The organism is Photobacterium toruni, from assembly GCF_024529955.1.
Taxonomy (GTDB): domain Bacteria; phylum Pseudomonadota; class Gammaproteobacteria; order Enterobacterales; family Vibrionaceae; genus Photobacterium; species Photobacterium toruni.
Window position 1 is genome coordinate 24,546 of the sequence record NZ_AP024854.1, and the last position, 23,839, is coordinate 48,384.

Sequence of the window (23,839 nt, forward strand, 5' to 3'; positions counted from 1 at the left end):
ATTTTCTTGATCGGATTATTAAACACAAACCTTGGTTGTTTGAACATACAAGACCTCTTGGGGTTGTATGGTTAAGTGACTAAGCGTACACGGTGGATGCCTTGGCAGTCAGAGGCGATGAAGGACGTATTAACTTGCGATAAGCCCAGATTAGGCAGTAAAAGCCACTTGAGTCTGGGATTTCCGAATGGGGAAACCCACTAGCATAAGCTAGTATCATTAACTGAATACATAGGTTAATGAAGCGAACCGGGGGAACTGAAACATCTAAGTACCCCGAGGAAGAGAAATCAACCGAGATTCCGGTAGTAGCGGCGAGCGAAACCGGATTAGCCCTTAAGTTAGTTCAGCGTTAGGTGAAGGTTCTGGAAAGTACCGCGATACAGGGTGATAGCCCCGTAACCAACAACGCTTTATTAGTGAAATCGAGTAGGACGGGACACGTGATATCCTGTTTGAACATGGGGGGACCATCCTCCAAGGCTAAATACTCCTGACTGACCGATAGTGAACCAGTACCGTGAGGGAAAGGCGAAAAGAACCCCTGTGAGGGGAGTGAAATAGAACCTGAAACCGTGTACGTACAAGCAGTAGGAGCCCACTTGTTGGGTGACTGCGTACCTTTTGTATAATGGGTCAGCGACTTAATTTTAGTAGCAAGGTTAACCGTTTAGGGGAGCCGTAGGGAAACCGAGTCTTAACTGGGCGAATTAGTTGCTAGGATTAGACCCGAAACCGAGTGATCTAGCCATGGGCAGGTTGAAGGTGAGGTAACACTTACTGGAGGACCGAACCGACTAATGTTGAAAAATTAGCGGATGACTTGTGGCTAGGGGTGAAAGGCCAATCAAACTCGGAGATAGCTGGTTCTCCCCGAAAGCTATTTAGGTAGCGCCTCGGACGAATACTACTGGGGGTAGAGCACTGTTAAGGCTAGGGGGTCATCCCGACTTACCAACCCTTTGCAAACTCCGAATACCAGTAAGTAATATCCGGGAGACACACGGCGGGTGCTAACGTCCGTCGTGAAGAGGGAAACAACCCAGACCGCCAGCTAAGGTCCCAAAGTTATAGCTAAGTGGGAAACGATGTGGGAAGGCTCAGACAGCCAGGATGTTGGCTTAGAAGCAGCCATCATTTAAAGAAAGCGTAATAGCTCACTGGTCGAGTCGGCCTGCGCGGAAGATTTAACGGGGCTAAGCTATACACCGAAGCTGCGGCAATGTGAACTTGTTCATATTGGGTAGGGGAGCGTTCTGTAAGCCGTTGAAGGTGCATTGTAAAGTGTGCTGGAGGTATCAGAAGTGCGAATGCTGACATGAGTAACGATAAAGGGAGTGAAAAACTCCCTCGCCGGAAGATCAAGGGTTCCTGTCCAACGTTAATCGGGGCAGGGTAAGTCGACCCCTAAGGCGAGGCCGAAAGGCGTAGTCGATGGGAAACGGGTTAATATTCCCGTACTTCTTATAATTGCGATGGAGGGACGGAGAAGGCTAGGTGAGCCTGGCGACGGTTGTCCAGGTCCAAGTATGTAGGCTGATGGTTTAGGCAAATCCGGACCATCTTAAGGCTGAGATACGATGTCGAGCTACTACGGTAGTGAAGTCATTGATGCCATGCTTCCGGGAAAAGCTTCTAAGCTTCAGATTATAAGAAATCGTACCCCAAACCGACACAGGTGATCAGGTAGAGAATACCAAGGCGCTTGAGAGAACTCGGGTGAAGGAACTAGGCAAAATGGTACCGTAACTTCGGGAGAAGGTACGCTCCTAGCGGTGATGAGACTTGCTCTCTAAGCTGCCGGGAGTCGCAGATACCAGGTGGCTGCAACTGTTTATTAAAAACACAGCACTGTGCAAAATCGAAAGATGACGTATACGGTGTGACGCCTGCCCGGTGCCGGAAGGTTAATTGATGGGGTTAGACTTCGGTCGAAGCTCTTGATCGAAGCCCCGGTAAACGGCGGCCGTAACTATAACGGTCCTAAGGTAGCGAAATTCCTTGTCGGGTAAGTTCCGACCTGCACGAATGGCGTAATGATGGCCACGCTGTCTCCACCCGAGACTCAGTGAAATTGAAATCGCAGTGAAGATGCTGTGTACCCGCGGCTAGACGGAAAGACCCCGTGAACCTTTACTATAGCTTGGCACTGAACATTGACCCTACATGTGTAGGATAGGTGGGAGACGTTGAAGCAACCGCGCCAGTGGTTGTGGAGTCAATCTTGAAATACCACCCTTGTATGCTTGATGTTCTAACGTCGACCCCTTATCGGGGTTACGGACAGTGCCTGGTGGGTAGTTTGACTGGGGCGGTCTCCTCCCAAAGAGTAACGGAGGAGCACGAAGGTGGGCTAATCACGGTCGGACATCGTGAGGTTAGTGCAATGGCATAAGCCCGCTTGACTGCGAGAATGACAATTCGAGCAGGTGCGAAAGCAGGTCATAGTGATCCGGTGGTTCTGAATGGAAGGGCCATCGCTCAACGGATAAAAGGTACTCCGGGGATAACAGGCTGATACCGCCCAAGAGTTCATATCGACGGCGGTGTTTGGCACCTCGATGTCGGCTCATCACATCCTGGGGCTGAAGTCGGTCCCAAGGGTATGGCTGTTCGCCATTTAAAGTGGTACGCGAGCTGGGTTTAGAACGTCGTGAGACAGTTCGGTCCCTATCTGCCGTGGGCGTTGGATGATTGAGAGGGGCTGCTCCTAGTACGAGAGGACCGGAGTGGACGAACCGCTGGTGTTCGGGTTGTATCGCCAGATGCATTGCCCGGTAGCTAAGTTCGGAATCGATAACCGCTGAAAGCATCTAAGCGGGAAGCGAGCCTCAAGATGAGTCATCCCTAGACCTTTAAGGTCTCTAAAGGGTTGTTGAAGACTACAACGTTGATAGGTCAGGTGTGTAAGTGCTGCGAGGCATTGAGCTAACTGATACTAATTGCCCGTGAGGCTTAACCATACAACACCCAAGGGGTTTTTCTTCTCAAAAGAGAAGAGACGGACTCTACAAATGCTTGAATGCGTGTTGAGAACAACTAGTTAGATTTTCCCAGATTGCTATTTATTGCTACAAGGTAATAAATAAAACAGAATTTGCTTGGCGACCATAGCGTTATGGACCCACCTGATCCCATGCCGAACTCAGTAGTGAAACGTAATAGCGCCGATGGTAGTGTGGGGTCTCCCCATGTGAGAGTAGGACATCGCCAGGCTTCAAATTGCTTAAATGCTGAATAGACACTGCGGAGTGGTAGTTCAGTTGGTTAGAATACCGGCCTGTCACGCCGGGGGTCGCGGGTTCGAGTCCCGTCCACTCCGCCATTATTTAAGACAGAGTTAAGTCTTTAAAATAACTACAGGGGTGTAGCTCCAACTGGCAGAGCAGCGGATTCCAAATCCGCGTGTTGGGAGTTCGAATCTCTCCACCCCTGCCATTTTCAAGAAAGCCTCGACAGAAATGTCGGGGCTTTTTTACATCTGTATAATTTAGATCGCCGACAACGAATAGATCAGCGGATTCGCCATACCAAAAATCAGCGCGTGTTGGGTGTTTGAATCTCTCCATCCCGTCATCATCAAGAAAGCCTCGACGGTAATGTGAGAATTTTTATATCTATATAATTTAAGTTTTACTGAAGTGGGAAAAAAGTGACTATTATTTTTACTATATTAAAATAATTGAAGTAATGCTTTTAATACCTTTTCTTGATGGCGTGATTGTTTACAACAAAGCCCTAAACTTAATGGTGCAATCAATTCCGCTGGAAAACGCTGCACTTTATCATTCATTGGACTGTTATTGATAACAACATCAGGCGCAATCCCAATACCACACCCCAAAGCAACCATACTCACAATGGCTTCATGGCCAGAAATTTGCGCATAAATAGGCGGTGAAATCTTTTTTTGTTTAAACCACGAATTAGCCCGCGATCTTGCTGGGCCTGACTCCGCAATAATAAAAGGCAGTGCTTGCCAATTTGGACCTTGATCTAATAGCTGTTGAATTGCTGGCGGCGCAATAGTAGGCGAGATTACTGATAGTGGAATATGATCTAATTCTATATAAGTTAATTTAGTTGAAAGCTGTTCTGGTTTGGCTGTAATAGCGACATCTGCTTCATCTGTAAGAATTTTATCGATCGCTAGTGCAGAGTCTCCAGTTAATAACTGAATTTCTATTTGCGGATAACGTTGGCGAAAAGCGGTTAATATTGCAGGTAAATGAGTATAACTTGCAGTGACTGAGCAAAATATTTTTAACTTTCCTTGAAGTATCGAGCTATCACTATTTAATTCTGTTTTCAGTGATAACCAGTTAGCAACAATTGTGGTCGCGACCGGAATTAGTTTTTTCCCTGCCATCGTAAGCTCAACATGGCGATTATCGCGATTGAATAAGCTTTGTCCTAACTCTTGTTCTAGACGTTGAATGACGCGACTAAGAGCTGATGGACTGATATGCATTGATTGAGCTGTGTGATGGAAACTTAGCGAATCACTGAGGTGAAGAAAAAGTTGCAAGTTTTTAATGTTCATTGGCTTATGTTGCATAATTTGCAATTGATTGTTGTGAATATAGCACTTTTCGCAACAAGTTACCTGATCTACTATCACTCTATTCGATAAATAAATATCGAACCAAGGATTAATATTTTTCACGGAGTTTGTTGTTATGGCTAATTATTTCAATACCTTAAATTTACGCCAGCAGTTAGATCAACTGGGCCGTTGTCGTTTTATGGATCGTGCTGAATTTGCGACTGAAGCTGATTACCTGAAGGGTAAAAAAGTGGTTATTGTCGGATGTGGCGCACAAGGTCTTAACCAAGGCCTTAATATGCGTGATTCAGGCTTGAATGTTGCTTACGCACTGCGTCAGGCTGCTATTGATGAGCAACGTCCATCATTTAAAAATGCGCGTGATAATGGTTTTGAAGTTGGTAGCTATGAACAACTGATTCCGAATGCTGATTTGGTGGTAAATCTGACACCAGATAAACAACACACCAATGTAGTTGAAACGGTGATGCCACTGATGAAGCAAGGCGCGGCATTGGGTTACTCTCATGGTTTTAATATCGTTGAAGAAGGGATGCTAATCCGTCAAGATTTAACCGTAGTAATGGTTGCACCTAAGTGTCCAGGTACGGAAGTACGTGAAGAATACAAGCGTGGTTTTGGTGTACCAACCTTGATTGCGGTTCACCCTGAAAACGATCCACAAGGTGATGGCCTTGAAATTGCTAAAGCATGGGCTGCTGCAACTGGGGGTCATCGTGCGGGTGTACTTGAGTCATCGTTTGTGGCGGAAGTGAAGTCTGACCTGATGGGTGAACAAACTATTTTATGTGGCATGCTACAAGCTGGTTCAATTGTTTGTTATGAAAAAATGCTGGCTGATGGTATTGCACCAGAATATGCAGGTAAATTACTTCAATTTGGTTGGGAAACTATCACTGAAGCGCTGAAGTTTGGCGGCGTTACTCATATGATGGATCGTCTTTCAAACCCAGCTAAAGTTGCCGCGTTTGATTTATCTGAGCAGCTAAAAGATCTTATGCGTCCACTATATAACAAACATATGGATGACATTATTTCAGGTCACTTCTCAAGTACGATGATGGCTGATTGGGCTAATGATGATGCTGAGTTATTAGGCTGGCGTGGTGAAACTGCTGAAACACAATTTGAAAACTACCCACAATCTGATATTCAAATTTCAGAACAAGAATACTTTGATCACGGTATTTTGATGGTTGCAATGGTGCGTGCTGGGGTTGAGTTAGCTTTTGAAGCGATGACAGCGTCAGGTATTATTGATGAGTCAGCATATTACGAGTCATTACATGAACTGCCTTTAATTGCGAATACTGTTGCTCGTAAGCGTCTGTATGAAATGAATGTGGTTATCTCTGATACTGCAGAATATGGTAACTATTTATTTGCGAATGTGGCGACACCGCTATTACGTGATCATTTCATGGCTACGGTAACAACGGATGTGATTGGTCATGGTTTGGCTACAACGACTAACTTTGTTGATAACCAAAAGTTAATTGAAGTGAATGAAGCACTACGTAATCATCCAGTTGAAATAATTGGTAAGCAACTACGTGGTTATATGAAAGATATGAAGCATATTGCTGTTGGTGGTTAAACTTCAATATACATTTTAATTAAAAAAAGCCCAGTTCATTAATGACAGGGCTTTTTGTTGGTGCAGTAAGAGTTACTTAAGCTTTATTGTTGTCATCAGCATTAAGTTTAGCTTCAAATGCTGCTAGCTTTTGCTCAAGCTCAGTGAGCTTTTGGCGAGTACGTAGTAGCACTTGAGTTTGAACGTCAAACTCTTCCCGAGTGACAACATCCAGTTTCCCTAGTTGTGCTTGGATCACCTGACGTACTTTTTGTTCAACATCATTGCCTAGATCTTTTACTGGTTTAGGCATTGCATCTTGAATTTGTTTAGCTACTTGCTCAAGTTTCTTTGGATCGAACATGATTCGCTTACTCCGTTGCGAAAATCGTGATTAGCCATTGTAATTGTGGTTGCAGTGAAAAGAAAAGGGCGCTGATGATTCAGCGCCCTTTTTTGTTTTAGTAAATTAGAAGTGGTTGTCTACACCATCATCATCTTCAACAAATACTGGTAGTGGTTTATGTTCACTTGCCAAGAACGTATAGATAACTGGCAATACAAACAAAGTAAATAACGTACCGATAGATAAACCTGCAACGATAACAATACCAATACTGAAACGCGATGCAGCACCTGCACCTGATGCATACAATAGCGGTATTAGACCTGCAATCATTGCACAGGTTGTCATTAGGATTGGACGAAGACGGATCTTCGCTGCTTCCATAACAGCATCCATGCGGTTTTTACCGTGGAAGAGTTGTTCTTCTTTGGCTACTTCACAAATCAATATGCCGTGTTTGGTTATCAAGCCTATGAGGGTTATCAAACCTATTTGCGAGTAAATGTTGAGTGTTGTCGCACCCCACGCGAGGGCAATCAGTGCACCACAAATTGCTAATGGTACTGATACTAGGATCACTAATGGATCGCGTAGTGATTCAAATTGAATCGCAAGCACTAAGAAAATAATTGCAAGTGCTAGACCAAAGGTAGCGTATAGCGCATTACCTTCAGTCACATACTGACGACTTTCACCTAAGTAGTTATGGCCATAGCCTTTTGGTAATACTTTAGCTGACTCAGTATTTAACCAGCTTACCGCTTCACCAATTGAGGTACCTGGTGCTAATACTGCTCCGATGGTTGCCGCATTTTGTTGGTTAAAGCTTGGTAATGTTGGTGGCGCTGGAGTGACCTTGATAGTGACTAAGCTACCTAATGGAATTAAATCACCACTGCTGGTCTTAACGTAATAATTATTTAAATCTTTTGGATTAAAACGATTTTTACGCTCAACTTGTGGAATTACTTTATAAGAACGACCTAAAATATCAACGCGGTTAATGTCACCACCGGCTAACATGGTACTTAGCGTATTACCAATTGCTTGCATGGTTACGCCATAGGCTCCCGCTTTATCTTTGTCGATATCAATGTTCATTGTCGCAGAGTCATACTTTAAGTCTAAATCTGAGTAAACGAACATTGGGTTATCTTTTACCTTAGTCAACATTTCAGCAGCCACTTGGAAGAGGCTCTTAAAGTTGTTAGGTGTGGTGATAACAAACTGTACTGGCAAACCAGAACCTGCACCTGGAAGGCTTGGCATTTGGAAAGCAGTAATCGCCATTTGGGGAATATTTTTGATTTTTTCAGTTACATCATTTGCCACGTCAGTTTGACTTTGATCGCGTTGACTCCATGGTTTTAATGTTGCTAGACCAAACGCTTGGTTAGCCGATGGAATACCTGAGAAGATCTGCGCATACTCAACACTTTTTTCTGCAGTTAATACTTTATTAACTTGATCCATAGTGTCTTGAATGAAATCAAGGTTGGCGTTTGCAGGTGCTGTACCCATAAATACCACGACACCATTATCTTCAGCCGGTGCTAATTCACTTGGAATAAACTTAAATAAGAACGGTAAGCTTGCACAAGCACAGATAGCAAAAACGATTACAACTGGACGCATGTGCATGATGCCATGAAGCATTTTCTCATAACGCAATGTTAGTCGATCAAGAAAGCCATGGACCATTAATTCAAATTTATTTGGTGCTTCATTTTGTTTAAGGAAGGTTGCACACATTACCGGCGATAGTGTTAAGGCAATAATACCTGAAATAAATACTGCGCCCGCAAGGGTTAATGCAAACTCTTTAAATAATGAACCTGTAAGACCACCCATTAATGCTATTGGCGCATATACTGCACCTAAAGCAATCGTCATTGAAATTACGGGAATAGCAATTTCACGTGTACCAAGAATGGCGGCTCTAAATGGCGTTTGACCAAGTTTGATATGACGTTCAACGTTTTCCAAGACCACGATAGCATCATCGACCACCAAACCGATGGCCAGAACCAGAGCCAGCAATGTCATAAGATTCCATGAGAAATCAAACATTTGCATTACTAGTGCCACACCAATTAATGATAGTGGAATCGTAATTATCGGAATAATAACTGAGCGTAGTGAACCGATAAACAGGGCAATAACCACTAATACGATCAATGCAGCTTCAAGAATGGTTTTAATAACTTCATGAATCGAGTCATTAATCGCAATCGTTGAGTCATACATGATTGTCATTTTGATGGTGCTTGGCATGTTACGTTCAATGGTTGGTAATAATTCACGAACGTCTTTAGCAATATCGATAGGGTTGGCACTTGGTGCCGCTTCAATCGCACCAACTACGGCTTCTTGACCATTTGCTGTTGCTCGGTAGCTATCACTGCTGCGTGATAATGTTACTTTTGCAATGTCACCTAAACGGATAACTTGACCGTTATCACTTGATACAACTAGTTTTTCTAGTGTTTCTGGACTGTTTGATTGGGTATTAGCACTACCGTTATATAACACAAAGTCATTGTTAGCTTGGCCAACAGCAGACTGATAGTTATTTGCTTGTAATACTTGAGCCACATCACTAGCAGATAAATTAAATGCTGCCATTTTTTGAGGATCAAGCCAGACCCGTAATGCAAACGGTACACCACCATACATGTCTACTTTTGCCACACCACCAACCGTAAATAACTGCGGTTTTACTACACGTTCAAGGTAGTCAGTGATTTGACTTGAGCTTAATGTCTTACTTGTAAAGCCAAGGTAGAGCACCCCCGTACCACCACCAGTAGAGAGTGAAATGGTTGGATCTTGAGTTTCTTTTGGTAGTTGAGCACGTACCGAGTTTACTTTAGCAAGAATATCAGCCAACGCCGCGTTAGGGTTGGTGTTCAATTTCATTTGCACAGTGATTGTCGACATACCCATGGTACTTTGGGCTGTTATGTAGTCGATGTTATCCGCTTGAGCAATCGCTTGTTCCAGTGGCTGAGTGATAAAACCTTGAATAAGATCAGCACTGGCACCGTAGTAAGCTGTACTTACGGTGACGACCGTATTTGTCATGTCCGGATATTGACGAACCTGCATTTTGAATATCGCCTGTAGACCAAGCAATGCGATCATTAAACTGATCGAAATTGCGAGTACCGGGCGTCTGATGAATATATCAGTAAAGCGCATCCTGAGCGTTCTCCAATTACAACAATGGGATTTCAGCAGGAGCCTTTAGTGCGTCATTTTCAACGATGTGCACTAATGACTTGTTGCTAAGACGAATTTGACCGCTAGTGACGATCTGCTCTCCAGCTTTTAAGCCTGAAAGAATTCGTACTTCATTGCCTTTATTTAAACCTGTGTTTACCACGGTTTGCATAGCGCGTAATTTGCCATCAACTTTGCGAAGAACATACACCGTGTCGCCGTAAAGGGTATATGTAATCGCTGTTTGAGGAACCACGATTTGATCGGCAATAACGGGTTGAATAACACGTGCGCGCGCAAACATACCGCTACGTAACATGCCACCACTGTTAGGAATATCAGCTTGTACCTGAATTAAACCTGTTTGAGCATTAACAGCAGGCTCAATCGCAGTAATAAGGCCTTTGAAATTGGTGTTTTTGTAAGCATCAATATTGATGTCAACGGCTTGGCCAATTTTGATTTTAGAGATATCCGTTTGTGGCACGGTAAAGCGGAAACGCATGGTTGTCGTGTCTTCTAAACGAATAATTTTAGTACCAGGCTGAATGTATTGACCTAGATAAACATTACGTAGACCAATTTCACCGGCAAAAGGTGCGCTGATATTACGACGTTGAATTGATTCTTTTAATGATTTGATTTGAGCCACTAACGCAAGATAGTTAGCTTGTGCTTCATCAAGGCTCGATTTTGATACTGATCCTTTACGATAAAGATCTTTATAACGTTGGTAAGAGGCTTCTACTGAAGGTAGTTTTGCTTCCGTACTTTGTAGGCTTGATTGTTCAACATTAGAGTTGATTGATACCAATAATTGCCCCGCTTTTACCTTTTGGCCTGATTCAAAATTAATTTTGCTAATCACACCAGCAGCTTCTGACGTTAAAGTTACACCTTGCATTGGTTCAATAAAACCAATCGCTTGCAGAGATGGATACCAATTTTCTGCTTTAGTTGTGGTAGCCGTTACCGGATAGTTAGCTTCTGGCATATTTGCCATATACTCAGCTATTTTATGCTCTTTAAAAAGATTGAAACCAATTACGCTTCCAAATAGCAGAAGGGCAATAAGTAACATCACGATCCATTTTTTCATTGTGAGGAGTACTCCGGAATATATAATATTAATGCTGAATAATGGCGTCCCAAGAGGCATCAATAGCAGCATTAAGCTCGCTATCAGTGATCTCTAAACCATCATTGATTTTTCGACGAGCTAAATAACAACTCGTATCTAAACTAAGTGTACTTAAAATTTCGTTATCAAGTGGTTTAAATAGTTGACAGGCTTTACCTTCATCAAACATTTGATTAACGCAGTTAAAAAGTTGTTTTTTTATTACTTTTTTTTCATAAGAATTATCTCGAGGCAGATGTTGAAATTGCCCTTGATTAATTAATGGTGCCTCACCATTAACAGACATATGCCATAGGTTAAGCCACATCGTACGGTAGCGCTGTTTAAGTGACATACTATCGTTAATATTATGGCTAATTTTTTTTGCGATATAACCTAAAATATGTTCATGGAGTTGATGCAGTAAATCGTCTTTATCGTTGAAATAGCGATAAATAGTGCCTGTTGCAACTTGAGCCTCTTTAGCAACCATTTGCATGGATAATCCATGAAAACCATGGGTAGCTAATAGCTTTTCAGTTGCGGCTAATATTCGCTCTTTTTTGTCTTTCATCGTTGTTTATATTCAATTCAATTAGTATGAATGAATGTTCATTCATCGCTATTGTAGAATTTGATGATTGATTCGCAAGCCTTATTTACAGTTTTATATCATTAATTTAATAACGTGATCGTTGAGATGAGGTTTATTAGGTTAAGAATGATGAGTTGTAACGAGGAAAAAACAAAAAAAAGCCCATATCAAATAGACATGGGCTTTAATGTTAGTTGCGGTTTAAATTATTAGGGTTGCTGTGTTGGTGGTGTGTCATCGGTGGTTGATTTATCTTTGCCGCGACTAAAGATACGTTCTACTACCACGAAGAAAATCGGAATAAAGAAAATACCTAAGAAAGTCGAACTTAACATACCGCCAAGTACCGCAGTACCAATAGCGTTTTTACCACCAGAACCAACACCAGTACTGATTGCCAATGGTACAACACCAAGACCGAACGCCAGTGATGTCATGATAATTGGACGTAAACGAACACGTACCGCATGCAATGTTGCCTCGACTAATCCCGCTCCTTTTTCGTAGTATTCTTTGGCAAATTCTACGATCAAAATGGCGTTTTTAGTTGCCAGACCTACGGTTGTTAATAGTCCTACTTGGAAGAAGACATCGTTTGGCATGCCTCGACCATTCATCGCTAATAGTGCACCGATAATACCGAGCGGTACCACTAATACCACCGCAAAAGGTACTGACCAGCTTTCATAAAGCGCAGCTAGAACTAAGAACACCACCAAGATGGATAACGAATAAAGCATTGGTGCTTGGTTACCCGATAGGCGTTCTTCATAGGATAAACCATTCCACTCAACCCCAAAGCCTGGTGGTAATTTCTTCACCATCGCTTCAATATCGAGCATTGCCTGACCTGTACTGTAACCCTTAACAACCCCCCCTTGAATATTAACCGCAGGCGTAGCATTAAAACGTTCTAAACGTGGTGAAGCATATTGCCACTCACCTGTTGCAAAAGCTGAGAATGGCACCATTTCACCTTGGTTGTTACGGACATACCAAGTATCAAGATCACCCGGTTTCATGCGGAAGTTAGCATCACCTTGAACGAAGACTTTTTTCACTCGTCCACGGTCGATGAAGTCATTGACGTATGAACTACCCCAAGCCGTTCCTAGCACTTGGTTTACTGATTGAATATCAACACCTAAAGCGCGGATCTTCGCTTGGTCGATAGTGATTTGATACATTGGTGCATCTTCTTGACCATTTGGACGAACCCCGACTAAATTAGGATTTTCCGATGCTAATTTAAGTAATTGGTTTCGAGCTGCAATCAATTTTTCATGCCCTTGACCGCTACGATCTTGAAGATAAAAATCAAAGCCGCTGGCAGTACCTAATTCAACCACTGCAGGTGGCGCGAATGAGAATACCATTGCATTTTTGATGTGTTGAAAGTAAGCCATCGAGCGATTGACTATTGAGTTCACATCCATGCCGGGTAGTTGGCGATCTGACCAATCTTTTAGACTGATAAATGCCATACCCATGTTTTGACCACTACCCGCAAAACTAAATCCAGAGACGCTAAATACACTTGCGACAGCGTCTTTTTCTTGATTTAGATAGAAGTCAGAAACTTTATCCATTACTTCTTGGGTTTGTTCTTGAGTGGAGTTGACGGGCAATATTGCCTGACTAAATAAGATACCTTGATCTTCATCGGGTAAGAATGAGGTTGGCATACGGGTGAACATCCAGCCAACAGCGACGGTTAGGCCAAGGAAGATCAACATAACGCGAATTGAGCGTTTGATCATTGCAGCGACACTGGACTCATAACGTTTGGTTAAGTTGTCAAAAGTACGGTTAAACCAACCAAAGAAGCCTTTTTCATTACTACCATGTTCAACAGGTTTAAGCATGGTGGCACAAAGTGCAGGGGTGAGGATCATTGCTACCAATACTGAGAGTGCCATTGCCGTTACAATGGTTATCGAGAATTGACGATAAATAACACCAGTAGAACCAGACATAAATGCCATTGGTACAAATACAGCAGAAAGGGTTAATGCGATACCGACTAGAGCGCCAGTAATTTGATCCATCGATTTTCGTGTTGCTTCAACAGCACTTAAGCCCTCTTCATGCATAACACGTTCGACGTTTTCCACCACCACTATCGCATCATCAACCAGCAAGCCGATCGCCAAAACCATGGCAAACATAGTTAAGGTATTGATTGAAAAACCTGCCATGGATAAAACAGCAAAAGTACCGAGTAATACCACTGGGACAGCAATGGTCGGAATCAAGGTCGCTCGAAAGTTCTGTAAGAAAAGGTACATGATGATAAACACCAGTGCCACCGCTTCAAATAGTGTATGAACCACCCCTTCAATTGATTTCTCAACAAACGGTGTGGTGTCGTAAGGGTAAACAGCCGTTAACCCTTCAGGAAAGAATGGCTTTAACTCTTCAACTTTAGCTTTGACCGCTTCCGCCGTTGCAAGGGCATTAGCACCTGTAGCCAGTTTAATACCTAAACCACTGGCTTGTTTACCGTTATAAAATACTTGTACTGAGTAGTCTTCAGCGCCTAATTCAACCCGTGCAACATCACTTAAATGTACTTTAGCACCAGAAGAATCCGATTTAACAATAATGTTCTTAAACTGCTGTGGCGTTTTTAAACGACTTTGTGCAGATACGGTGGCGTTAAGCTCTTGACCTGGCAGTGATGGCGAGGCACCAAGCTGACCGGCAGAGACTTGCGCATTTTGTTCTTTGATAGCAGCAATGACATCAATACTGGTTAGGTTATATTTTGTTAGTTTAAGAGGATCAAGCCAAATACGCATTGCATATTGGGCACCAAACGTTTGGATTTCACCTACACCTGCAACACGACTCATTGGATCTGACACATTGGAACTGATGTAGTCCGAAATGTCATTTTTATCCATTGACCCATCTGCGGAATAGAATCCGACCACCATCAGAAAGCTTGAACTTGATTTGTTAACCTTAACACCTTGCTGCTGCACTTCCATTGGCAGTAAAGGCAATGCTGATTGTAATTTGTTTTGCACTTGTACTTGAGCAATATCCGGATCAGCTTCGGCATTAAAGGTCAGAGTAATTTGCGTATTACCAAAGCTATCACTGGTTGATGACAAATAACGTAGGTGGTCAATACCTGTCATACGTTGTTCGATAACCTGCGTTACCGTATCTTCCATGGTTTTAGCATTAGCGCCTGGATAGTTTGCACTGATTACAACCGTTGGTGGCGCAATGCTAGGGTATTGTGATACTGGTAGTTTTAAAATGGATAACACACCAGCTAGCATTACAATGATAGCGATCACCCATGCAAAAATAGGGCGATCGATAAAGAAACGAGCCATAGTTTATTCCCTATTATTGTGACTGAGTGGCAGTTACTGGTGTTGGTTCAACGACAACCCCTGGGCGGATTTTCTGTAAGCCATCCACAATAACTTGGTCGCCATCTTTAAGTCCGCTAGTAATACGCCATTGATGATCAATTGCTTCTGCTGTGGTCACCATGCGTGATTCAACTTTATTGCCAGCACCAACAACCATCGTAGTGGCTTGGCCTTTACTGTTACGGGTAATCGCTTTTTGTGGAATTAATATGGCTTTAGGATCTGTGCCTGTGTTTAGGACTGCACGAACATACATTCCTGGCAATAAGACGCCATCTGGATTGGGGAATTCAGCTCGTAGCGTAACTGAGCCGGTGTTGGGATCGACATTCACTTCAGCGAACTGTAGCTTGCCGTGATGAGAGTAAACGGTACCATCTTCAAGGATTAACTCGACGTCAGCATTATCACTGGCCTTTAGTTCGCCTTGCTTTAACGCAGATTTCAGGCGTAATAGCTGAGTACTTGATTGAGCGATATCAACATTAATGGGATCAAGTTGTTGGATAGTGGCTAGTACTTGCGCTTGCCCCGCACTGACTAATGCACCTGGTGTAACGGATGATTGACCAATACGACCCGCAATTGGTGCTTTAACTTTGGTATAATTAAGATCTATTTTAGCTTTGTTAACACTGGCCTTAGCGACTTCAATGCCAGCAAGAGCAACTTTGTATTTTGCTTGGTTATCATCATAGGTTTGTTTACTGATTGCGCCACGGTTAACCAATGTTTGGCTACGCTTAGCAAGTGCTTGAGCAGAATCTAGGTTAGCTTGTGCTTGAGCCAAACTGGCTTTAGCACTGAGATAAGCGGCGTTATAAGGGGCAGAATCAATACTATATAATGATTCCCCTTTACGAACATCGCCACCTTCAGTAAAGCTACGCTCAGTAATAATACCTGATACTTGCGGACGAACCTCTGCTTCAAGATAGGCTTTACTACGACCAGGGAGTTCTACATGAATAGCTTGAGGGTGAGAACTAACAATCAATGTATCTACCGGTACACTTTTTGCTGCTTGTTGAGTTTGGTCTTTGGATGTGTTTTGGTCACAAGCTGATAGCCCTAGCGTTAAGCTGATAATGGTAGCAATGGCTGCGATTTTCCGCATGAAATCTCCTAAATTTAAGCAATATAAGCGCTGTTAAATATTTAATTAATTATTTAACAGTAATGTAACGTTTATTTGCTGTTTTGTAATCAACATTTACTCTGATTTAGAATCGAGTTCTATTTGCTCTGATTTATTTTAGACCTTATGTAATCGATTAATTTTAAATCGACTATTTAAGTTGTTTAAATAATGAAACTGCAACAAATGTTGATGGATGGTGAAAGCACTATTCCATGTAAAGTGAATAGATTTGTAATTAAAGCGCGTCAACATGCGCTCAATTTTTAATGACGTCAGGATAACTAATGAAACTGAACCCAAGGCAAACAGAAGCAGTTAAATACGTTTCCGGGCCGTGCTTAGTCTTGGCTGGAGCCGGATCGGGTAAGACGCGTGTAATTACCAATAAAATCGCTTATTTAGTGCAAAAGTGTGACTATAAAGCACGTAATATTGCAGCGTTAACCTTTACCAACAAAGCAGCACGTGAAATGAAAGAACGTGTTGGTCAAACATTAGGTCGTCAAGAATCCAAAGGGTTGATGGTGTCAACTTTCCATACTTTGGGGCTTAATATTGTGCGTCGAGAGTGTAAATATTTAGGTTTAAAGGCCAATTTTTCATTATTTGACGATCAAGATCAGATGGCGTTATTGAAAGAATTAACCGAAGAAGAACTTGACGGTGATAAAGATTTATTAAAGCAATTACAGTCAACCATTTCAAATTGGAAAAATGACATGTTATCGCCAGTTGATGCTGCTGGCCGCGCACAAACTGAGCGTGATCAATTGTTTGCCCATTGCTATGAAATGTACCAACGTCAAATGAAAGCTTATAACGCCCTAGATTTTGATGATCTGATTTTAATGCCAGTGTTGTTGCTGCGCGATAATCAAGAGGTACGTCAGCGGTGGCAAAATCGCATTCGTTATTTGCTGGTGGATGAGTACCAAGATACCAATACTAGCCAATATTTATTTGTGAAGTTATTGGTTGGTGAACGGGCGCGATTTACAGTAGTAGGTGATGATGATCAGTCAATTTATTCGTGGCGTGGTGCACAGCCCGAAAATTTAGCCTTACTTAATAAAGACTTCCCTAATCTTAAAGTGGTTAAGCTTGAGCAAAATTACCGCTCAACCAGTCGTATTCTACGAACTGCCAATATTCTTATTGCTAATAACCCCCACTTATTTGAAAAAGCACTGTTTTCTGCAATCCCTGATGGGGCGATGTTGAAAGTGTTGACCGCTAAAAATGAAGAGCATGAAGCCGAAAAAGTCGTTGGTGAATTGATCGCGCATCGATTTATGAATAACACCGCTTATAAAGATTATGCGATTTTATACCGCGGCAATCACCAGTCGCGATTATTTGAAAAAGCGTTAATGCAAAACCGAATTCCCTATAAGATTTCTGGTGGCACCTCATTTTTCTCACGGGTTGAAATCAAAGATATGATGGCGTATTTACGTGTATTAACTAACCCTGATGACGACAATGCTTTTTTACGGATAGTGAACACACCACGTCGTGAAATTGGCCCAGTTACCCTCGAAAAGTTGGGAACATACGCTAATATGCGGGGGAAAAGTTTGTTTGCTGCCAGTTTTGAAATGGGGCTTGAACAGCATCTTTCTGGGCGAGGTTTGGAGTCATTACAGCGCTTTACTCATTGGATTAATCAGCTAACAGATAATGCTGAACGGGGCGATACCGTGGCTGCTGTACGTCAGTTAGTGCGTGATATTCATTATGAAGATTGGCTTTATGAAACATCAGCGAGTCCAAAAGCGGCTGAAATGAGAATGAAAAATGTCTCTGATTTATACAGCTGGATCACTGCTGATTTAGAGGGCGATAACTACGATAATGAAGTTAAAACCCTTAAAGAAGTCGTGCAGCGGTTAACATTGCGCGACATGATGGAGCGTGGTGAGGATGACAGCGATGCTGATCAAGTGCAGTTAATGACCTTGCACGCATCTAAAGGCTTGGAATTCCCTTATGTATTTTTGATTGGTACTGAAGAAGGTATTTTGCCGCATCAAACCAGTATTGATGAAGATAATGTTGATGAAGAGCGTCGCCTTGCTTATGTTGGAATCACTCGCGCGCAACGAGAGCTAACGTTCACGCTATGTAAAGAGCGTCGTCAGTATGGTGAGTTAATTAAACCAGAACCCAGTCGCTTTTTATATGAGTTACCACAAGATGATTTAGAGTGGGAAAGTGAGCGTAAACCCGTTACAGCTGAAGAGCGAATGCAAAAAGGTCAAGCCCATATTGCCAATATTCGTAATTTATTTAAGAAATAACCAGTAGGGTAAGATTTACTTATAAAATAAGGGGGATTGCTCCCCTTTATTTATAATTCAATGGGCTTATTGCTAATCACTATATGAGACGGTTTTAATTAGGTTTTATCATATAGTTGATGGCCGCAATAATTTCCTCATCGCTGCAATCCATACAGGCCCCTTTTGCGGGCATAGCATTAAAGCCTTCAATAGCATGCTTGGCGAGCACCGCATCACCTTGGCTTATGCGAGCAGCCCAATCATCAGCATTCCCTTTTTGTGGTGCGCCCATCAATCCAGAATTATGGCAAGAGGCACAATATTGGTCATAAATTGCTTGGCCTGTTCGTATTGACGTCGTGGCAGTAACAGGGGGTGGTGTTGATCCTTCGATATGTATATTACCTGTGGGTTTTATTCGATCATAGATAGCGGTTGCTGACATATCGGTTGCCATTGCTATGTTAGAGAAACCAACCCCAACAGCAATAGAAACGAGCCATTGTCGTAAAGATAAATCCATTTTGAGCACCTTTATACATCCAATAAGAAGGGAAGAATAAAACTCGGCGTTAAATCGCCCGTTTAAGTTAGACTGATAGTAGATGTTGCATTTTTGTAAGTATAGCAATTATGGTGAATGATCAAGGTCGATGTTACGTTGTGTATGATACGAATCAGCATCGATTTGTTGATAAATTCAGCGAGCAGAACAAAAACAAAAAAAAACACTTGCCGAGTAGCGTTCTGATCCGTAATATTCACCTCCGTCGATAGGGCAAGGCGCCCGTAGCTCAGCTGGATAGAGCGTTGGCCTCCGGAGCCAAAGGCCGAAGGTTCGAATCCTTTCGGGCGCACCATATCCGGTCGTATTGGCAAAGGTAATAAAACATTGGTGGCTATAGCTCAGTTGGTAGAGTCCCGGATTGTGATTCCGGTTGTCGCGAGTTCAAGCCTCGTTAGCCACCCCATATTATAATGTGTTGATCTCCCAGTCAGCATGTTGGCTTTTTAAAGCCCGCTTGTTTTACAAGCATACAGAATTTAGTCGGTGAATAGCGCAGTTTGGTAGCGCATCTGGTTTGGGACCAGAGGGTCGGGGGTTCGAATCCCTCTTCACCGACCACTTACAATGGTGGCTATAGCTCAGTTGGTAGAGTCCCGGATTGTGATTCCGGTTGTCGCGAGTTCAAGCCTCGTTAGCCACCCCATTATTTAGGTTATCTTGTTAAGAGACCTTGGCCTTGTAAGCCTAAAACATTGTCGGTGAATAGCGCAGTTTGGTAGCGCATCTGGTTTGGGACCAGAGGGTCGGGGGTTCGAATCCCTCTTCACCGACCACCATTAAGAAACCTGAATCGAAAGATTCAGGTTTTTTTTCGTCTATAGAAAATGGTGAAGTGCGTAGTTTGGTAGTGCAGCTCTGATGTTAGGAATAGCGGACCAGAGGGTCGGGGGTTCCTGATATTAGACTCAAGCTCTTCACCGACCACTATTAAGAAACCTGAATCGAAAGATTCAGGTTTTTTTTCGTCTATAGAAAATGGTGAAGTGCGTAGTTTGGTAGTGCAGCTCTGATGTCAGAAATAGCGGACCAGAGGGTTGGGGGTTCCCGATATTAGACTCAAGCTCTTCACCGACCACTATTAAGAAACCTGAATCGAAAGATTCAGGTTTTTTTTCGTCTATCTTAGCTGATGAGAAAACAGTTCAAATATACTGTGAAGGCTATTGGTTTAAATTGTGCACTCTTGAATAATGACAGATACATTCACTAATCTTTTTATATTTAAGGGCTGTTTTATCTAGTTATCTTAAAATTAACGATATTTTGTTTAATAAATGTTAATTTGTGTTTTATTGAGTGGTGATATTTTATTCATGTAATGATTTTTAATTATTTATAGATGGTTGATTTAATATCTGATTTTTTGGTTGTGTTTATTGATATTCAAGAGGTTGTGAATATAAGTTTCGTTAGTGTTCTATTGTTTTGTTATGCAGTTAGGTGAAATAAATATGCGATAAATATAATTAATGATGGTTTTTTACTTTGTGTTGTTGCTTTTTTGTAATATTTTTGACAGATTGAATGGAAGGCATGCAATCAGACAATAGTATTGGCATGAAAAGGATTTAATTTTTCAGATCGGCAGGATGCTGCTAGTAGTGGAGTCTGACAATGGCATTATTAGAAGTAAAAAATTTACGAATAGAATATCCCTCGCGTCATGGTACACATGCTGCGGTAAAATCTCTGTCGTTCACCATTGATCGTGGTGAAATTGTGGGCGTTGTTGGTGAATCTGGCGCAGGTAAATCGACGGTAGGTAATGCCGTGATTGATTTATTAAGCCCCCCTGGACAAATTGCTAATGGTGAGGTTTTTCTCGATGGCACTAAAATATCAGGTTTAAGCGCCGATAAAATGCGTCAAGTTCGAGGTTCAAAAATTGGGTTTATTTTTCAAGATCCAATGACCTCATTAAATCCATTATTTACGGTTGAGCAGCAATTAACTGAAACCATAGTGACTAATTTACATGTTTCATCATCTGATGCACTTAAACGGGCATTAGTGTTGATGGAGCAGGTCGGTATTCCAGAGCCACAACTGCGAATTAAACAATATCCTCATCAATTTTCTGGTGGTATGCGACAACGGGTAGTTATCGCGATTGCGTTGGCGGGTGAGCCTGATTTAATTATTGCCGATGAACCGACCACTGCACTCGATGTTTCGATTCAAGATCAAATTCTAACTTTGATTCGTGATTTATGCGTGCAGAAAAATGTTGGTTGTATGCTGGTGACTCATGATATGGGCGTGGTCTCAAATGTCACTGATCGCGTCGCGGTTATGTATCGCGGCGACTTAGTTGAAATGGGGACCACTGAGCAAGTCTTACAACGACCACAACATCCTTACACTCAAAGTTTAATCTCGGCAGTACCGCGCTCTGATATCAAACTAAAACGATTTCCGTTAGTGACATATATTGAAGATGTTCAACAAGCACCTGTATTAGATGTCAAAAATCATTGGCTAGGACAAAGCCAAGATCAGCGTACTTACCAAGGTGCATTGCTTGAGGTTGCCAACGTTAACTTACGTTTTATTACTAAAGATTCATTGTTTGAAAGTCGACGTGAATATGTCCAAGCCAATAATGATGTCAGTTTTCATATTGCCGAAGGTGAAACCTTTGGTTTAGTGGGAGAATCAGGTTCGGGTAAATCAACCATTGCGCGGGTTATTGCCGGTTTATATCCGCCAAATAGTGGCACAGTACGGTTTGAAGGGATTGATCTTACTGCCTTAAAAAGTGAGGCACAACGCCGTCCTTTGCGTCGTCAAATGCAAATGGTATTTCAAAACCCTTATACCTCAATGAATCCAAGAATGCGTATTTTTGACATTATTGCTGAGCCAATTCGATTTCATAAATTAACTAAAAATGAAGCGCAAACTCGGCAAATAGTGAATGATTTATTGGATCATGTTGGTTTAGGGCGTGCCGCTGGAATTAAATATCCTCATGAATTTTCTGGTGGCCAACGCCAGCGGATCTCGATTGCGCGCGCACTGGCAACTCGACCGCGATTATTAATTTGTGATGAGCCAACCTCGGCACTGGATGTTTCAGTACAAGCACAAATTTTGAATCTATTAAAAGATCTACAAGATGAGCTTAATTTGACGATGTTATTTATTAGTCACGATTTACCCGTGATCCGTCAAATGTGTGATCGCATTGGGGTGATGCAACAAGGGACATTGTTAGAAGTCGCTCCTACAGAGCAATTATTTACCGCACCACAACATCAATATAGTCAGCATTTGATTTCACTAATGCCAGAGTTTAAAGGATTAGCAGTTAAACCGCTGCAACGCGCTTAATGTGTTGTTATGAGTGAAAAATGAAATAAAGACTGAGCGAAGGCGCTTAGGCATAAAGGAGTTATGCAATGAAAACCATCAAGAATAAATTAGCGCTAGCATTGGTTGCTGCGGGGTTAAGTTTTAGTGTGACGGCCGCAGATTTAAAGCTTGGTTACGCGTCTGATCCAGTATCACTTGATCCTCATGAGCAACTGTCTGGCGGCACGTTGCAGTTATCACATATGGTATTTGATCCATTAGTGCGCTTTACTCAAAAAATGGATTTTGAACTACGGTTGGCACAAAGTTGGCAGCGTATTGATGCCAATACGTTTCGATTTACATTACGCCAAGGGGTGAAGTTCCACTCAGGTAATCCGCTAACGGCTGATGATGTGATTTGGACCTTTAATCGCCTGCAATCATCACCTGATTTTAAAGCGATTTTTGAACCGTATTCAGAGATGAAAAAGGTTGATGATTATACTGTCGATATTATCTCTAAAGGCGCTTATCCATTGGTTCTTCAAACTGCGACCTACATTTTCCCAATGGATAGTAAGTTCTATAGCGGTAAGACTGCAGATGGTAAAGATAAAGCCGAAGTAGCTAAACACGGTAATTCATTTGCTTCAAGCCACATGTCAGGTACAGGTCCATTTACAGTGACTCAACGTGAGCAAGGGGTAAAAGTTGAATTTACGCGCTTTGCTGGTTATTGGGATACGGCTTCAAAAGGTAACGTTGATACCATCACGCTATTACCAATCAAAGAAGATGCAACCCGTGTTGCGGCATTACTTTCTGGTGGTGTCGATATGATTGACCATGTTGCACCTAATGATCATAAGCGTCTTAAGAGTGCTGCTGGGGTTGAGTTAGTTACATTACCTGGAACACGTTTGATCTCATTTCAAATGAACCAAAATAGTAATGAAGCGCTTAAAGATGTCCGTGTTCGTCAAGCGATTGTGCATGCGATTAATAATGAAGGCATCGTTAAAAAGATCATGAAAGGGTTTGCAACCGCAGCAGGGCAACAAAGTCCAGCGGGTTATCAAGGTCATGATAGTGAGTTAGTGCCTCGTTATGATGTGAAGCAAGCTAAACAGTTAATGAAAGATGCGGGTTACGAAAAAGGCTTTACATTGACGATGCTGGCGCCAAATAACCGTTATGTGAATGATGCTAAAATTGCTCAAGCAACCGCTGCAATGCTGTCGAAAATTGGGATTAAGGTTGATCTGAAAACGCTACCTAAGGCGCAGTACTGGCCTGAATTTGATAAATGTGCTGCTGATATGATGATGATTGGTTGGCATGCTGATACCGAAGATTCAGCGAATATGACTGAATTTTTAACCATGACTCGCAACGAAGAAACAGGTAAAGGTCAATATAACTGTGGTTTCTATTCTAACCCTGAAGTGGATAAGTTAGTGACCGCGGCTAACGTAGAAACTGATCCGGCAAAGCGGATTGCAATGCTGAAACAAATTGAAGTCACGCTTTATAACGATGCGGCATTTGTACCATTACATTGGCAGAGTACTGCTTGGGGAGCGCGTGATAATGTTCATGCAGATGCGATCGTTAACGCAATGGAAATGCCCTATTTTGGCGACCTTGTTGTCGATGAGAAATAATAATTAATTAGCCATTAATCATATAGCTAAGCATGAGTGCCGAGGCTGGTTTGCTTCGGCATTTTTTTC

General features: G+C 42.3%; 12 protein-coding genes, 7 tRNA genes and 2 rRNA genes. 13 read left to right on the forward strand and 8 right to left on the reverse strand.

What is annotated here, in order from left to right:
- The first annotated feature begins 69 nt into the window (after positions 1-69).
- The 4 genes from OC457_RS00115 to OC457_RS00130 all read left to right on the forward strand — a co-directional run bounded on the left by OC457_RS00115 (position 70) and on the right by OC457_RS00130 (position 3,438).
- Positions 70-2,963: ribosomal RNA gene (locus tag OC457_RS00115) — 23S ribosomal RNA — on the forward strand.
- Positions 2,964-3,100: 137 nt separating this feature from the next.
- Positions 3,101-3,216 (forward strand): 5S ribosomal RNA (rrf, locus tag OC457_RS00120).
- Between the two features lie 32 nt (positions 3,217-3,248).
- Positions 3,249-3,325 (forward strand) — tRNA-Asp (locus OC457_RS00125).
- A gap of 36 nt (positions 3,326-3,361) precedes the next feature.
- A tRNA-Trp gene (locus tag OC457_RS00130) sits at positions 3,362-3,438 on the forward strand.
- A 235-nt stretch (positions 3,439-3,673) separates the two neighbouring features.
- Here OC457_RS00130 and ilvY read toward each other — a convergent pair.
- Entirely contained in the window at positions 3,674-4,543 is an 870-nt protein-coding gene (gene ilvY / locus OC457_RS00135) for an HTH-type transcriptional activator IlvY (RefSeq protein ID WP_080174398.1), read from the reverse strand.
- Between the two features lie 136 nt (positions 4,544-4,679).
- Between ilvY and ilvC the strand changes: the two genes are divergently transcribed.
- Positions 4,680-6,164 (forward strand): ketol-acid reductoisomerase, encoded by a 1,485-nt coding sequence (ilvC, locus tag OC457_RS00140; protein WP_080174219.1) that lies wholly within the window; start codon positions 4,680-4,682, stop codon positions 6,162-6,164.
- Positions 6,165-6,240: 76 nt separating this feature from the next.
- On the opposite strand, the gene ubiK is transcribed toward ilvC, so the two are convergent.
- From ubiK to OC457_RS00170, 6 genes are all read right to left on the reverse strand, one after another.
- Positions 6,241-6,507, reverse strand: coding sequence for a ubiquinone biosynthesis accessory factor UbiK (ubiK, locus tag OC457_RS00145; RefSeq protein ID WP_080174220.1), 267 nt, complete (start codon positions 6,505-6,507; stop codon positions 6,241-6,243).
- A gap of 105 nt (positions 6,508-6,612) precedes the next feature.
- A complete protein-coding gene (locus tag OC457_RS00150) occupies positions 6,613-9,690 on the reverse strand; it encodes a multidrug efflux RND transporter permease subunit (RefSeq protein WP_080174221.1) in 3,078 nt (1,025 codons plus the stop codon).
- Positions 9,691-9,706: 16 nt separating this feature from the next.
- Positions 9,707-10,810, reverse strand: coding sequence for an efflux RND transporter periplasmic adaptor subunit (locus OC457_RS00155; protein WP_080174222.1), 1,104 nt, complete (start codon positions 10,808-10,810; stop codon positions 9,707-9,709).
- A gap of 28 nt (positions 10,811-10,838) precedes the next feature.
- Complete coding sequence (locus OC457_RS00160; RefSeq protein ID WP_096777832.1) at positions 10,839-11,405, reverse strand: TetR/AcrR family transcriptional regulator; 567 nt, start codon at positions 11,403-11,405, stop codon at positions 10,839-10,841.
- A gap of 230 nt (positions 11,406-11,635) precedes the next feature.
- On the reverse strand, positions 11,636-14,776 hold the full coding sequence (locus tag OC457_RS00165; RefSeq protein WP_080174223.1) for an efflux RND transporter permease subunit: 3,141 nt from the start codon (positions 14,774-14,776) through the stop codon (positions 11,636-11,638).
- A gap of 13 nt (positions 14,777-14,789) precedes the next feature.
- Positions 14,790-15,935 (reverse strand): efflux RND transporter periplasmic adaptor subunit, encoded by a 1,146-nt coding sequence (locus tag OC457_RS00170; RefSeq protein ID WP_080174224.1) that lies wholly within the window; start codon positions 15,933-15,935, stop codon positions 14,790-14,792.
- Positions 15,936-16,243: 308 nt separating this feature from the next.
- On the opposite strand from OC457_RS00170, the gene rep reads away from it, so the two are divergent.
- Complete coding sequence (gene rep / locus OC457_RS00175; protein ID WP_080174225.1) at positions 16,244-18,259, forward strand: DNA helicase Rep; 2,016 nt, start codon at positions 16,244-16,246, stop codon at positions 18,257-18,259.
- 94 nt (positions 18,260-18,353) lie between these two features.
- Here the strand turns inward: rep and OC457_RS00180 are convergent, their stop codons facing one another.
- Positions 18,354-18,764: a c-type cytochrome gene (locus tag OC457_RS00180; RefSeq protein ID WP_080174226.1), complete on the reverse strand. Its 411-nt coding sequence runs from the start codon at positions 18,762-18,764 to the stop codon at positions 18,354-18,356.
- A gap of 260 nt (positions 18,765-19,024) precedes the next feature.
- Between OC457_RS00180 and OC457_RS00185 the strand changes: the two genes are divergently transcribed.
- The 7 genes from OC457_RS00185 to OC457_RS00215 all read left to right on the forward strand — a co-directional run bounded on the left by OC457_RS00185 (position 19,025) and on the right by OC457_RS00215 (position 23,770).
- Positions 19,025-19,101, forward strand: a tRNA-Arg gene (locus OC457_RS00185).
- Between the two features lie 35 nt (positions 19,102-19,136).
- Positions 19,137-19,212, forward strand: a tRNA-His gene (locus tag OC457_RS00190).
- Between the two features lie 78 nt (positions 19,213-19,290).
- Positions 19,291-19,367, forward strand: a tRNA-Pro gene (locus tag OC457_RS00195).
- 9 nt (positions 19,368-19,376) lie between these two features.
- Positions 19,377-19,452, forward strand: a tRNA-His gene (locus OC457_RS00200).
- Between the two features lie 53 nt (positions 19,453-19,505).
- Positions 19,506-19,582, forward strand: a tRNA-Pro gene (locus OC457_RS00205).
- An 841-nt stretch (positions 19,583-20,423) separates the two neighbouring features.
- Positions 20,424-22,142 carry a dipeptide ABC transporter ATP-binding protein gene (locus tag OC457_RS00210; protein WP_080174227.1) on the forward strand — a complete coding sequence of 573 codons (1,719 nt, stop codon included), beginning with the start codon at positions 20,424-20,426 and terminating at the stop codon, positions 22,140-22,142.
- A gap of 68 nt (positions 22,143-22,210) precedes the next feature.
- Positions 22,211-23,770 carry an ABC transporter substrate-binding protein gene (locus OC457_RS00215; protein ID WP_080174228.1) on the forward strand — a complete coding sequence of 520 codons (1,560 nt, stop codon included), beginning with the start codon at positions 22,211-22,213 and terminating at the stop codon, positions 23,768-23,770.
- Positions 23,771-23,839 lie beyond the last annotated feature (69 nt).